The sequence below is a fragment of the Sutcliffiella rhizosphaerae genome (assembly GCF_917563925.1).
In the GTDB taxonomy this organism is placed as follows: Bacteria; Bacillota; Bacilli; order Bacillales; family Bacillaceae_I; genus Sutcliffiella_A; species Sutcliffiella_A rhizosphaerae.
On sequence record NZ_CAKJTJ010000030.1, the window covers coordinates 23,978 to 38,370 of the forward strand.

General features: G+C 37.9%; 13 protein-coding genes. 5 read left to right on the top strand and 8 right to left on the bottom strand.

Annotated features, from left to right (window positions below; all coding sequences use genetic code 11):
* Nucleotides 1–41 precede the first annotated feature (41 nt).
* Nucleotides 42–1,373 carry a polysaccharide biosynthesis protein gene (locus LRP81_RS18605; protein WP_230503922.1) on the bottom strand — a complete coding sequence of 444 codons (1,332 nt, stop codon included), beginning with the start codon at nt 1,371–1,373 and terminating at the stop codon, nt 42–44.
* Between the two features lie 143 nt (nt 1,374–1,516).
* Here LRP81_RS18605 and LRP81_RS18610 point away from each other — a divergent pair, with 143 nt between their 5' ends.
* Nucleotides 1,517–2,248, top strand: coding sequence for a TspO/MBR family protein (locus LRP81_RS18610; protein ID WP_230503924.1), 732 nt, complete (start codon nt 1,517–1,519; stop codon nt 2,246–2,248).
* A gap of 310 nt (nt 2,249–2,558) precedes the next feature.
* Here the strand turns inward: LRP81_RS18610 and LRP81_RS18615 are convergent, their stop codons facing one another.
* Nucleotides 2,559–3,329, bottom strand: coding sequence for an arylamine N-acetyltransferase (locus LRP81_RS18615; protein WP_230503926.1), 771 nt, complete (start codon nt 3,327–3,329; stop codon nt 2,559–2,561).
* 105 nt (nt 3,330–3,434) lie between these two features.
* On the opposite strand from LRP81_RS18615, the gene LRP81_RS18620 reads away from it, so the two are divergent.
* Nucleotides 3,435–3,839 (top strand): C40 family peptidase, encoded by a 405-nt coding sequence (locus LRP81_RS18620; RefSeq protein WP_230503928.1) that lies wholly within the window; start codon nt 3,435–3,437, stop codon nt 3,837–3,839.
* Between the two features lie 231 nt (nt 3,840–4,070).
* Nucleotides 4,071–4,460: a hypothetical protein gene (locus LRP81_RS18625; RefSeq protein WP_230503930.1), complete on the top strand. Its 390-nt coding sequence runs from the start codon at nt 4,071–4,073 to the stop codon at nt 4,458–4,460.
* A gap of 61 nt (nt 4,461–4,521) precedes the next feature.
* Here the strand turns inward: LRP81_RS18625 and LRP81_RS18630 are convergent, their stop codons facing one another.
* The 4 genes from LRP81_RS18630 to LRP81_RS18645 form a co-directional block, all read right to left on the bottom strand.
* Nucleotides 4,522–4,899, bottom strand: coding sequence for a hypothetical protein (locus LRP81_RS18630; protein WP_230503932.1), 378 nt, complete (start codon nt 4,897–4,899; stop codon nt 4,522–4,524).
* A gap of 161 nt (nt 4,900–5,060) precedes the next feature.
* Nucleotides 5,061–5,582, bottom strand: coding sequence for a DinB family protein (locus LRP81_RS18635; RefSeq protein WP_230503934.1), 522 nt, complete (start codon nt 5,580–5,582; stop codon nt 5,061–5,063).
* 176 nt (nt 5,583–5,758) lie between these two features.
* Nucleotides 5,759–6,889 carry a S1C family serine protease gene (locus tag LRP81_RS18640; protein ID WP_230503936.1) on the bottom strand — a complete coding sequence of 377 codons (1,131 nt, stop codon included), beginning with the start codon at nt 6,887–6,889 and terminating at the stop codon, nt 5,759–5,761.
* A 33-nt stretch (nt 6,890–6,922) separates the two neighbouring features.
* Nucleotides 6,923–8,137 (bottom strand): zinc-ribbon domain-containing protein, encoded by a 1,215-nt coding sequence (locus LRP81_RS18645; protein ID WP_399208088.1) that lies wholly within the window; start codon nt 8,135–8,137, stop codon nt 6,923–6,925.
* 179 nt (nt 8,138–8,316) lie between these two features.
* Here LRP81_RS18645 and LRP81_RS18650 point away from each other — a divergent pair, with 179 nt between their 5' ends.
* A complete protein-coding gene (locus tag LRP81_RS18650) occupies nt 8,317–9,528 on the top strand; it encodes a cytochrome P450 (RefSeq protein ID WP_230503940.1) in 1,212 nt (403 codons plus the stop codon).
* A 277-nt stretch (nt 9,529–9,805) separates the two neighbouring features.
* Here LRP81_RS18650 and LRP81_RS18655 read toward each other — a convergent pair whose 3' ends face one another.
* Nucleotides 9,806–11,053 (bottom strand): DEAD/DEAH box helicase, encoded by a 1,248-nt coding sequence (locus tag LRP81_RS18655; protein WP_230503941.1) that lies wholly within the window; start codon nt 11,051–11,053, stop codon nt 9,806–9,808.
* A gap of 148 nt (nt 11,054–11,201) precedes the next feature.
* On the opposite strand from LRP81_RS18655, the gene LRP81_RS18660 reads away from it, so the two are divergent.
* Complete coding sequence (locus LRP81_RS18660) at nt 11,202–12,728, top strand: FAD-dependent oxidoreductase (RefSeq protein WP_230503943.1); 1,527 nt, start codon at nt 11,202–11,204, stop codon at nt 12,726–12,728.
* 130 nt (nt 12,729–12,858) lie between these two features.
* Here LRP81_RS18660 and LRP81_RS18665 read toward each other — a convergent pair whose 3' ends face one another.
* Nucleotides 12,859–14,133 (bottom strand): ATP-binding protein, encoded by a 1,275-nt coding sequence (locus LRP81_RS18665; RefSeq protein WP_230503945.1) that lies wholly within the window; start codon nt 14,131–14,133, stop codon nt 12,859–12,861.
* Nucleotides 14,134–14,393 lie beyond the last annotated feature (260 nt).

Sequence of the window (14,393 nt, forward strand, 5' to 3'; positions counted from 1 at the left end):
CATCTTTTTCACTAATAATGAATATGAAAAATATCACCATTCTATGATACTGTTTGCGAGCGGCTATTCTGCAAAAATAGAGTTACCTTAATTTTATGGCAAACAGTTAAATAGTGCATCAGCGTCAGCAGCACCATTCCTGTGTTCATCCCTAATATTACCCCATTCATCTGCAGAGTTGGTAAGGAGCCCAGAACAAACATGAGTAAGAACGATATGGAAGTGGACCATATCGAATGCAAAAACGCATCTTTTATCATACCTAATCCTATTAAATAAGCTTGCAGAGGAGATACAAATAAATGAAAGAGGAACATTGGCCATAGTAACTGCACATAAGATGCAGCATGAGAATTTTCAAAGAATATATTTGTCAATGGAATGGCAAAGTGATAAAACACCATCACAATAGGAATGCCATAAATCACCGTTAGAATCATTACTTGTTTGAGCAGTTTTTGAAGTTTTGCAAAATCATGATTTTCATAAGCCTCTGATACGGTTGGGATAAGCACAATCATAAGAGAGTGTGCAATAAACCCAGGGAAAAACCCGATAGCAAGCGCGACACCAGCAAGCAAACCAAATTCCTCTAATGCAATGGTTTGAGTTAGTCCGGCTTTTACAAGAGCGATTTTTATTAAAAACGGTTGAATGGCGTTGGTTACGGCATGAAAGAGTCTCATACCTGTGGTTGGGATCGAAACCTCCAATAGTTTTTTTCTAACTGTCCGGCCATCCATACCCGTACTTGGTTTTGCTTTCAACTGATAATACTGCATTCTATACATATAGAGAAGAACAAAACAGACAATTGCTTCCGTTCCGATTAATGTACAAAGGGCAATAAGGAGCGAGACTTCTAAAGAGAAATGGAAAAAATGATAAACCAACAATAGTAAGCATAACTGGACCGCTTTTCTAAGAAAATTGGAAATCGCAATTTTTCCCATATGCTGCAGTCCCATGAAGTAACCTCTTGCAATGGATGAGAAGGAAATAACCGGTATCATAATTAATATCAGCCATTTTACGAGCGGATGATAGTTTTGGAAAACTGGTAACACAGGAAGTAAACATGCACCTAGTATCAGGATGATTATCGTGAATACAATAGTCATTCTCATGGCATGTTGCAGCATGCTCTGATGGTATTTCTCCTCTTTTGCAGCAACAAATTTGGAGATAGATATCGGCAACTCCAAACTGGAAATCACTACAACGAGAAAAATGATAGGCAGCACTGACATATACAAGCCCATTCCTTCTTCTCCTAGGTTTTTAGCCAATATCATATTAACAATAAATTCAATACTTTCTCCAAGGAAAGCAGCGATTGCTAAAAGTAATGTTCCTTTAAAAAATTTATTCATCTCCTAAATTATCCCCTCTCTTTCTCTGTTCGGAATCCATTCCCTAGTTTATGAGACAAGTTCTGAAAATATGGCAGGATTATCAGGTTATGTCCTTTCAAAAAAAGGAATAGTAATAGTAGAAAAAGAAAGGGGTCAACAAGATGACACGATTACTTGTAAACATCGCTGCATTTATTTTAGTTATTGTTATCAATTTTCTTGCAAATGCATTGCCTATGAATGGATTAACAACCGGTGATATCGCCAATAGAATTACGGTCCTTTTTCAGCCGGCAGGGTATGTATTTTCCATTTGGAGTTTCATTTATTTGTTGCTGGGAATATGGGTCATTCGCCAATTTCCAAAGTCAAGTAGAAATTCACCAATATATACAAATACTAGTGGATTGTTTGTCTTAAGCTGCATTTTGAATAGTGCCTGGGTAGTCCTTTGGCATTACGGGTTTTGGGTTACTACTGTCGCCGTCATGTTAAGTCTCCTTGTAACACTCATTGCACTATATATTAAGCTGCGCGACTCTAGCCCAGGAAAATTAGATAAAGCTACATTTTCCATTTATCTTGGATGGATTAGTGTCGCGACGATTGCCAATATCAGCTATGTTCTGGTAGAGGTTGGTTGGGACGGATTTGGTATATCAGATGTCACCTGGACTATTATTATGCTTATAGTCGCGGCGTTGCTGGCAATATGGTTCCGAATAGCCAACAAGGATTGGATTTATCCATTAGTTTTTGTTTGGGCATTCGTTGGAATAGGAGTAAAAAATATGGAGAGCTACAGCAATGTTTCTTACGTTGCCTATGCACTAGCTGCTGTTATTTTGTTGATGACATTGCTCGGTGGAAAGCTAGCTTCTAACAGAGGATAAATATCTAGTTTCAAAGTGTTGGCTAGGTTTAATGCAACATGAAGAATAAGAGCCTCCTTTATGAGGCTCCCAGTGTGTAGACAAAGGTACATTTTTATTTAAATCTATGCAATTCCCTGTTGATCGTAGTGGTAGACGCGCAGACTCCTGCGGGAGGAAGGGACATGGGAAACCCCACAGGGCGCAGCCCGAGGAGGTTCCCGGACCGCCCGCGGAAAGCGAAGCGTCTGAAACGAAGATCAACAGTTAAATGCAAATCTAAAAATAATTTGGGTTTATCAACAGTCTAAGAGCCTCCTTTACGAGGCTCCTATTCTTCATGTTTTCTTACTGTCTTTATGTCTTTTGCTTTTTCATATAAGGAATAGTCCGCATTAAACTTTTTTTCGATCCAAAAACGGATTTCTTCTGGAGCTAATTCCTCTTCCTGAATTGTTTGATTTTTAAAACGTCGAATCGACTTATCTCGCAATTGAACTGGCTCGCCATCAATGTAACCAAAAATTCGCAGGGAATGAAACGCAAACCCTTCATTCCAGTCATGTGATTTCATGAGTGGCTCTTTCATTTCCTCCCATGTTACAGGAATTAGCTTTAATGTTTTCGTTGGACCTGGTTCGCGCTCGACTAGTACATCCTCACCCTTTACTTGATAGCGAAATGTTTCGGTATCAGCTGAAACGGTAAAGGATTCGTTTAGAGGATAGGCTTTATAGAGAGGTGCGCAATAACCAACATCTACATAGTATGGCTGATCAAGCATTACTTGTAGACAAAGATGACCAGGCTCCATATATAGATAACTTACATCAAACCCAAGTTCCTTTAATAAAAAGTGAAATCCTCGGGCAAGTGTCCAACATGTGCCCCCTGTACCTGTTGTGCATACGCGATCCACATATTCATCAATTTCAGGTAAGAAGAAATTATTCTCGTCCCGTTCTTCAAAATCAATAAACTTCGTCCAAGTCTCCCATCTAACTTTTGTTTGGTGAGCTTCTATTAATTCATTTAAATAAGAGAGAGTTGGTTCTTTTTCCTCTAAACCTAAATGGCGTAAAAATTTCCCCTTTGTATTCATTTTAACTACCTCCAACATGATCTTTCAAACTACCGGTTAAATAGTCCAAGCATTTTACTAATATTATTCATTTACTATAGCAATATCAATAGAAAGGATTCTGCCATGACAAATCAAAAGATCCACAACATTATTAAAACAGGGAAATCCTTTATTGGGACCTCCTATTTATTCGGTGCTGAATCAGGTCGTACAGATAGATTTGATTGCAGCTCATTTATTCAATATATTTATGGTCAGCATGGCATCATTTTGCCCAGAACATCCAGGCAACAATTTATTTGCGGTCAGCCTGTCCCTCTCCCTTCTGTTAAACGTGGTGACCTTCTTTTCTTTTCCACTCCTAAACGAAAAAAACGAAAAGGTATTCAAAAAGTTGGTCATGTCGCTGTGTTTATAGGGAACAATTCCATCCTTCATACTTCCCGGGTTGAAACGAAAGTATCAGTTTCTTCATTAAGCCCTAACTGGCGTAAAAGGTTGCTAGGAGCAAGAAGAGTTATTGTTTAACTTTTCTTTTTCCTATTCGAAATCGCTGCAAGAAGTATTGCTAACTCAAGAAATAAAAAAGATAATGATAACGATTGGGGGCCTTTACCTGAATAGAAGAGTACCATTCCCATTGAAAAATTTGTTTTCATGATTGCGCTCCTCCCTTCGCTATAAATATATTTTACCTCAAGTTAAATAAAAGGTGGTAATATATGTATAAAACGTATTTCCCTAAGGAGGGGTTGTTTTTTGAAAAAGTCCTTCTTTATTGTTTCTTTTCTTGTTCTATTGGCTTTTATACTATCATTTTACAATAGTATTAACAACGGGAACCCCACTGCAAGGGATGTAATTAAGAAATACCCTGAAGCCGATATCATCCAAATGAATGGCGTTGTTTATTCCAAAGTGACACATCTTGATTCTACTTCCTATCAAATCGGGTCTAAAATTGGAGAAATAAAGAAACAGACGAACAATAGTATCTTGTACAGGGATATGTATGCGTCAAAACTAAGAGTTGGTACAGCAATTTTTCAAGCTGAAGGAGAAACTGTTGATCAAGATTTCATTCCCCTATTAATCTTTGCAGAATTGGAAGGTACATTTTCTGTCTACCAAGCTTTGATAGAGGGGTAAAAATAGTTTTCTCTTTCAATTAGCTCCCCTTTTGAAATCGCAATTATAATTGTAGTGTTATTTACTTTGTTACTGGAAACAGTATGATCACCTTTTGTCCTTCATATAGTCTCAACTGTCCTTGCAATAATTCTTCCATGTTTTCCTTATTCAAAACATGTTGACCATCATTCTCTAATCCAAATACTAAAATAAATTCACCTTCCGTGTTTTGCGATAATGAAGCAGGTCCCATAGCACCATTGTTAGGATTATGACTAAATATATCTTTTCCTAGCAGCTGCAGTAAAACCTCACTAGGTATAAACTCTACATTCAAGTTTTCGTTCATACTTCCAATACTATTTCCATTATTTGAAATGACAAAAGTATACTCCAAATAATAGTCTGGGATAGTGGATTCAATTCCATCCCCCTCAGCCACTTCCGAATTAACCATAGTTGGAGAATTAGTCAGTATAACTTGTGAACTTATTAGTTCTACGTCAATTTGCTTATTTGAACAGCTAACAAGAAAGACAAACAGGATAGTGAAAAATAAATAAATACTTTTAATAATAAATCACCTCTACTCTAAATCTTTAAGTCCCAATCAATGGCTTATTTGTTTTTCAGGAGCAAACGCTTTATCATTCTAATTTGACCGCGATGATTTATTTCATCTTCCATCACGTGAAACCAAAGATAATAATTATTGTAAGGAACGCCATTTCCCCATTTTTGCTCCTTGAATAACCAATCATCATCCAAGCCGCTGAGTAGGGTTAAGGTCTTTTCTCTGAATTTAGTCAATTCATTTAAATAATAATCGATTGGATTTTTAATAATGGTATCTCTAGCCGCTTCACCAAGTTCTAATGCAGCATTCCATCTTTTTTGTTCCATTTCATTCAAATCACGTTGTTCAAAGGAAATCACCTGATGCACTAACTCTATTGAAGCGATATGAAACAAAAGGGAGCCAATCGTATTGGAACTTCTATCAACCAAATAATCTAAGTCCTCTTCCCTTAAATTCTTTACCTCTTCTAAAGTAACTGCTCTGGTATGTTGTAACATAGATACAAGTTCACCAATCTTTGGTGAGAAATCTTCCATGCTTTGAATACGATAATCTATCATCTAGTTACCTCCTCTCAATTATAGTATCAAGGTTACCAATTTATATAAATATTACCAGTCTGATATCTTGTTGAATTTAGTGTTAAAATAAAGATATACATAAAAAAGGCAGCCCTTTTTCAAAGGCTGCCTTTCCCTATTAATCCTTCTTTTTGTTACCTCGGAACTAACTTCCACTATTCCATACTCTCTCTAGTTTCTGAGAGGATTTTCATTTGATCGTTTTCGAGTCCCAGTTCAAAAGTTATCTTGAACTTCTTGTAGGAAACGCCTTTTTCAGAGCGCTCCTGAGCAGTTATAACCGAAATAACTTCTACCATGCTTTCTTTTTCCCTTGTTAGTACATCATCCACTTCAATGGTCAAAAAGTCGAGGAAGCCAGCCCTGAAGTCTTCATATGATGTTTTAGATTGCCAGTTGCTCCCAAGTAAAGAATAGGCCGTTACATAATCACGGTAGTTAATGCTTTCATAAAAATAGTTAACGAGATATTCTGCAATGTCCTTGTTGGTGGAAATTTCTGCCCCACTATTACCAGAACTGTTGCCACCAATACGAGGAAGAATTTCCATTGGAGATTCTGACCAGCTTTCAATAAGCGGCAAGACATTTACAAAAGGAATACTAAAGCCGATAATTCCTCTTTCCATCGTGGCAGAATTGATGCCGACTACTTCTCCTGTTTTTGCATCAATTAATGGACCACCACTGTTACCAGGAGCAATCGGTGCAGAGATTTGAAAAAGATCCTCATACTTAAAGGAATCGATTTCGAACTCTCTTGCTGTCCCACTTATAATTCCTGTTGTCACAGTATTTTGCAATCCTAAGGGACTTCCTAGTGCGATGACATCATCGCCGAGCTCTGCCTTTCTATTCTTAGCAAGTTTGAATGAATCAACACCCTCTAACTCTGATACCCTTACTACTGCGATATCTGTATCGATACTTATTCCTATTACTTCACCAGTCAATTCTTTGGAGTCTGCTGTTGTTACCTTCACTTCCTTTGCATTTGCAACGACATGGGCATTGGTGACAACATCTCCCTTATTGTTATAGAGGAATCCAGATCCAAATGAACCGTCTGGGAGTTCAATTTTCACAACAAGCTTCTGGGATTCAAAAATGATTTCCTTTAATGCTTGTGGAACTGATTCCTTCTCTTCTACTTCTGATTCCAAATAAAGATTGGATGCAGCTGTTAGCTGCGATGGTACGGTATTTTTCACATGAAAAAAAACTGTGGATCCTGCTCCTATAAATATAATGGTCAGTATAATGCTAACAAACCATTTTACGTTCATTTCTACACCTTCTTTAAAAGAGCACGCTGGAAACTATCTATCTTCCACGACCCAAGTGATATTCTCTATTTCTACTGTAACATCTTCAAAGACACCATAATAATAATCTTCAAATTTCCCAATATTCCCTGGTTCGAGTTTGAATGGATAAGCAGTCGTAAACCCCTTATCTAGTACGTTCTTGTCTTTACTTAGAATATTGTAGTAAACCGTGATGGAAGAAACATTAGCTTTAACGATATTTTTCAATTCACCCTTGATGGTCATCCCACCGACTTCATCCTCATCCACTTTAAGGTTCACAATCTCTAACGCTGCGTTTTTGTTTTTCAAATCTTCTTTAGCGGCGGCCTCCATTGCACGTTCAATTCTTTCAAATTCTGCTTCTTCAAAGTCCTTCCGAGATTGTTCAATTTTGTCTCTCAAGGCTAAGATACGCTTGTCATTAACCGCATATTGCAACGCACGATCTGCAACTGTCATAGCATTTGTGAATTGTTTCTGCTCTATTTTCACTTCCGCTTCTTCGATTGATAGCTGTACAATTCGATTAAGAATTTGCTCCTTAACTGCTTTCCCCTCTTCAGAAGGTACAGCAGAGATGACAGCAAGCTTTCTAGATAATTCTTCAACCGTTTTCAGCTGCTCAAGCTCATTGTTCACTTTCCCAACCTTAATCATAACATCCGTTTCTGATGCTTCATCTTTTAGAGGCTTGATCAAGGGACCATCTAACCTGACAATTTTTTCACGTATTCTGGCAAGGTTACTTTCCGCATCTTCAAATTGCTTTTCTTTAATTTGTGTTTTGACATCATCCAGCTCTATATGAGCCTCTTCTGCAATCTTTACCACTTCCAGATTGTTTCGTAATACGTGATAGGCAGGTCTAATCTCCAGTGCATTTTCCAGTTCACTTTTTGCCTTAACATAGTCGCCTTGTAAAGCAAGCTCCTCTGCTTCTTTTTTCATCGTAAGCACATCAGCATTAACATTTTGCTCATGGTTGTAATAACCACCTACAAGTCCGGACACTAAAAACAGGCTAATAACTGGTGGTAAAAAAGGTAAATATGTACGTTTTTTACTTTTTGATTTTGATCTTCCGCTCAACACTTCGTCTTCATGCTGAAGCAGTTCTTCCTTTAAGCCGGCTCCACAGTTAGAGCAAAAATTAGCATCCGTAGATACCTTCATTCCACAATTATGACAAAACATTCTATATAATAGCCTCCATTTATATAACATACAAAAACAATCATTCTACTATGACACCATTTTACAATAGATTACGAGATAAGTGTCAAAAGTACTCGTATTTTCTGGAGAAGAAAGGTAGAAACTTTTTCCTTTTTTCAAGAATGTACAAGGGATTTAACTATATCTAGCGAAATTATGTAGGGACACCATTAAAGGGGGAGAAATTTGTGAGCGTTCAAACAAACACAGCTAAGGAGTTTATAAATGACCCATACCATTTATTCCGACAGCTTCATTCTCATCAAGCTGTGCAATGGTTTCAATTTTTCAATTCGGAAGGCTGGTTAATCACCGGTTATAAAGAGGCAGAAGCTGCACTAAAGGACTCACGCTTTGTTAAGGAAATAAGTAATCATGTCCCTCCTGAAAGCTTAGGCACACCATCTGAAACATTAATGCCGGTTTTCAATCTGACAAATAATATGATGCTCTTTCGGGATGCACCTCACCACACAAGGCTTAGGGGACTTGTTACAAAAGCCTTTACACCTCGAATGACTGAAAAATTAAGACCTACAATTGAGAAGATGGCCAATTATCTCTTAGACGAGATGAAAAATAAGCAGGAGCATGAATTAATAGCCGATTTTGCCTATACTTTACCGGTAATGGTAATTGCAGAATTAATTGGCGTTCCTAATGAGGATAGAGAACAATTTAGAGAGTGGTCAGATGCCTTCATAAAATTTATTGACTTGAACACAACAGAAGCTGATTTAGAAGCTGTAGCACCACAACTAAAAGAAGCAGATACATATATGAGAAACCTCATAAAAGCAAAGCGGATTGCACCAGCTGAAGATCTCTTGAGTGGGTTGATCGCAGTCTCAGACTCAGGGGATAAACTAAGTGAAGATGAGATGGTTGCAACTTGTCTGCTGTTATTAATTGCTGGTCATGAAACAACTGTGAATCTAATTACCAATGGATACTATTTGTTATTAAAACACCCATTTGAGATGGAGAAATTAATTAACGACTTAAGCCTAGTGAGCAACGCTGTAGAAGAGGTATTGCGTTTTGATCCACCGGTATTGCTAACAACTAGATGGATTTCTGAAGACTTGGAATTTTCCGGTCAAGCGTTAAAAAAAGCTCAAGTAGCCATGATTGCACTTGGGGCAGCAAATAGAGATCCTGCTGTTGTAGATAATCCAGATCTTTTTGATGTATCCCGTACTAATATAAAGCATTTGTCCTTTGCAAGTGGTGCTCATTACTGTCTCGGTGCCCCACTTGCCAGGTTGGAAGCAAATATAGCTTTAGAAACATTAATTAAACGAATTCACAATGTTGAATTGTCAGAGGAACCGACGAGAAGGAATAACATTATTTTTCGCGGCTTTCAAGCATTGCATTTTAATGGAGAGATAACATGAGTGAAGCTCATAAATAAAGGCTATTTTCGCAAACTTTGTTGCTTTTACGAACTTTATTAGATACTCGTAATAATCGTTACTGTCGTGCTCTTTTCCTGCATTTAGTTTCAGTCAATAGGACAAGTTTTCAATGAACATGCACGTAAAAAGTCCAGAATCCGACTTTTTACCGGTTACTAGCAACACTCTTTTAGAAAGAGCCTAAATAAAAGATAATAGGGAGTCTTCCAATAGCAATTAAAAATGCCTGGAACGACTCCCTTGAAAAAGTAAGTATTTATATCTTTTTCCCATTTCCTACGGTTCGATGATTCTTCTTCTTCCCATTACTATTTACAGCCTTTTTCTTTCCGCTAGTTATTAGGCGGCCGCCACTTTTTCTGGCCTTTAAATCTTCTTCTTCCATCAATTTCCCACTGAAAACTACTTTCTTTTCCAGCTTTATTCCCAGTTCTTTAGCAATTTGTTTTAATTTTCGTTCTTCCCGTTCAGTTACGATTGAAATGACGGTCCCCTCTGCTCCTTGACGGCCAGTTCGCCCTGAACGATGGACATAACCCTCGATCTCTTCTGGAAAATCGTAGTGAATAACATGGCTTAACTCTTTAATATCCAAACCACGAGCTGCAACATCCGTTGCCAATAACACCGGATACTCGTCCTTGCGGAAGTTTTTCAAGGCATTTTCCCGTTCTTGTTTAGAAGAATCGGAATGGAGCAAGCCTACATTTAATTGCTTATAGATAAGTTTTTCCGTTAAGACAGCCAAATTTCCTATATCTCTGACAAATGCCAAGGCTTTTATCCCCGGTTCGCGTAAAAGGTTTGCTAATACGTTGGGCTTATCACGGTGATCTTTAATAACCGTATAAATATGTTTAACTTTTGCAGGTGGCAATTCATCTCGCGAGATAGTTACAATGGTAGGTTCCTTTAACAAATCGACTGCCTGTGTCTCTGTTTCTTTTTTCAAAGTAGCGGAGAATAAGAGTATTTGTCTGTCCTGCATGGAAGATTTAATAATATTTTCTATTGTTTTCTTATGTTCAGGTACAAGCAATTGATCCGCTTCATCCAACACAATGGTTGTCACTTCATGCATTTTAATTTTCTTCATTTGGATTAATTCTTGTAGGCGTCCTGGTGTTCCTACCAAAATATGTGGGCGTTTCTTTAATTTTTCTGTCTGCCTTTTTATATTTGCTCCACCGATAAAAGAAGCACCTGTTATATCGCTTCCGTCTGTCCACTTTTGGATTTCAGACAGAATTTGCATAGCAAGTTCCTTTGATGGTGCAACGATTACTGTCTGTGGATGCTGTTTTTTCGTATCTATACGTTCTATGATTGGAAGTAGGTATGCTAAAGTCTTACCAGTACCGGTCGGTGACTCCACTAATACATCCTTTCCTTCCAGTATTAACGGAATTGCCTGTTCTTGAACGGCAGTGGCAGCATCGAAATTACTTTTCTCCCATATCTCTTTTAGGAATGGTTGCATTGTATCAATAAATGGTTTTGACATTTTATTCTCCTTTATAGCCCTCGTATGGGGTATTGCGCTACGTTTCATTCTACCCTTTTTTTAAGTTTGTTCCAATAGTTGAATAATCAATACATGAAATGGTTCATATAGGAAAAATTATAATTAGCAAATAAAAGGAGGATTATCCATGAGTACGAATCAGTTTCATAAGCTTCCTAAAGGTCTGGAGTCCTATTGGCGAACGTCCACTACATTATCATCTTTTCCTACATTAAAGGAAGATAAAAGGGCGGATGTTTGCGTAGTCGGGGGCGGAATCACAGGAATTACCACGGCATACCAGCTAGTCCAAGAAGGGCTAAAAGTAATATTAATTGATGCTGATCAAATTTTAAATGGAACTACTGGCCATACGACAGCGAAAGTTACTGCCCAACATGGTCTGATTTATGATGAAATGATGCAGCATTTTGGACAAGAGAAGGCTAAACTATTTTATCAAGCAAATCAAGATGCCCTTCATTACATAAAAGATATGGTGGTTAAAAAAAGGATTGATTGTGATTACCACGAGCAAGATGCCATCATTTATTCACAATCTGAAGATGATGATTTAAAAGTATTGAAGGAATATGAAGCATATGAAACTCTAGGTATCAATGGAGAGTTGGTGTATGATATTCCGTTATCTCTTCCTGTCAAATCTGTGGCAGTTATGAAAAATCAGGCACAGTTCCATCCACTTCAATATTTGCAAGCGTTGGTGGATGAAATGGTCCAAAATGGAACTGAGATATACGAGCACACAGTCGCGACCGATGTCGAGGAGTCCCAAGGCTTGTCTGTTGTTACTAAAAACGGATCCAAGGTTTCATGTGACTATATTGTTGCTGCCTCCCATTTTCCTTTTTACGATGGACAAGGGTTCTTTTTTACAAGAATGTATGCAGAGCGCTCCTATATATTAGCGGTTAAGACTGAAAAAACACCGCCAGAAGGAATGTATTATAGTGCAGGGCAACCTACAAGATCACTTCGTTATGTAACTATTAATGGAGAAAAAGTCGCCCTTATTGGTGGGGAAGGGCATAAAACTGGACAAGGCAAGGATACCCTTAAGCATTATGAGGCTTTAAGAACGTTTGGTGATGAGGTCCTTGGCGTAAAGGAAATTCTATATCGTTGGTCTGCCCAGGATTTATATACCCTTGATAAAATTCCTTATATCGGAAGGATTAATTCTGGTCATCCGAACATCTTTATTGCCACTGGATTCCGAAAATGGGGGATGACAAGTGGAACTGCCGCTGCGCTATTGATACAGGATATTATTATGAAACGGGAAAATAAGTATGAGCAACTTTTCTCCCCTTCACGATTTGTAGCAGATCCGAGCCTAAAAAAGTTTATTTCCACCAATATGGACGTAGCTAGCCACCTTATTAATGGGAAGTTTGAACATCCCACTAAGACACCAGATGAACTTGGAATGGACGAAGGTGGGGTAGTCAATCTAAATGGCCGCCGTGCTGGCGCATATAAAGATGAAAATGGTGAATTGTTCTGTGTAGATACTACCTGCACCCATTTAGGATGCGAGGTGGAATGGAATCATGGTGATAGAAGCTGGGACTGCCCTTGTCATGGTTCACGATTCTCTATTCATGGCGATGTACTTGAGGGACCAGCAGACAAACCATTAGAGAAGCTTTAATTTTATTGAAAAGCGGAAGCGATTGACCAGCCCCAAAAAGCATTGGACGAGTTTGCGATAAGGTAGGTTTTTACCTTCTTGCCAAATCAGCTTATGACCTTTCGGGGCTATTTCCGTTTAACCGCTGCCTTTAATGTGCCGCTACTCTTCCTTCCTGTCTTACTGAAGGGAAGGAGATTTTCACCTCAGTTCCTTTATTAGGCTCACTGGAATAATCAACCTTACCATTCATGCTGTCAATTATTCTTAAGGATACAGTTGTGCCAAGTCCTGTCCCTTTATCTTTCGTTGTATAAAAAAGGGTACCAATTCGAGATATTTGATCTTTTGTCATCCCTTTTCCAGTGTCTTTTATTATTATATGTATTCCGCTTTCGTTGAAAAATAAATTAAGGTGGACTCGACCATCCTGAGGAGTTGCCTCAATCGCATTTTTAACTATGTTGACAAAAGCCTGTTTGAGCTGACTCTTGTCTGTTTCCATCCAGACATTCTTTTCTAAGTAACTTTCAAGATGAACACCATTTTTAGTCGCAAGGGGGGTCAACAACAGTTGGACATCATGGAGAAGATCTCCTAGATTTACTTGTTCCACCTTTTTAAATTCCGGTTTCGCGAAGTTAAGATAGTCATTTATTATTGCTTCAGCGCGAGCAAGTTCACTTAAAATGAGGCTAATAAATGGATGATTTTTTCCTTTATCATCTTTATGCATCAGCTGTAGAAATCCTTTTACAACGGTCAAAGGATTTCTTACTTCATGCGCTATAGATGCAGCCAGTTCTCCAAGAGTGTTAAGTTTTTCTGCTCGTCTAATTTCTTGTTTCATCATTTCTCTTTCTAATACTGCTTCATGGATTATCGAAGCAAAGCCGACTGCAATCATTTGAATTAATCCAAAAAGGGAAATGAACAATAGGATTTCTGAAGCAACAATTATTACTTGTTGTGTTGATAAGTAGGCAAACAGTTTCGTGAAAAGCACTAAAGTTGGCCAAAGCCCAACAACAATTGATATCAAAAAACGCTCTTTTTTAGTTTCTAATCGATTAAATTTTTTTATCATTAAAAAAGGAAGAACGGCTATCACAATTCCACTAATAAATCCGAAAATTAATGTTTCTCCCCCTATATATGTCCTAGTACCTAAGATAGCAATAAGAACAATCAAGCCTGCTCTTGGCCCTCCATACATTATGGCCATTACAAGAGGGACATAACGTAAATCCCATAATAGACCATACTCATAGTAGGAAAAAATGACGCAAAGACTCGCTGAAACACCTTGCAATATACCGATAAAATAAGAGGATTGCCTAAACCTCCTATTTTCCGATACTACATAGTAAATCAATACTGGTGCAAGAATAATTAACACATGCAAAAGCAGCTTTTCAGCTAACATTCCAGACGCTCCCTACTACCAAAAGATAAATTTTTTAATTTATATTCGACAATGTTAGGCAAATCCCTTTCTTGTAATAAAAATAATAATTTTGAACAAAGGCGTTATATTATGTACATCGTTATTTTGGTATAACAACAAGAGGCTGGGACAAAACTAAAGAACACAAACAAAAAGACGAACAATATAATGGCCGACAATAAATACCGCTATTGATTTCCGTGCAAGACTTCGCTTTCCGCGGGTGACCCGCGAGCCTC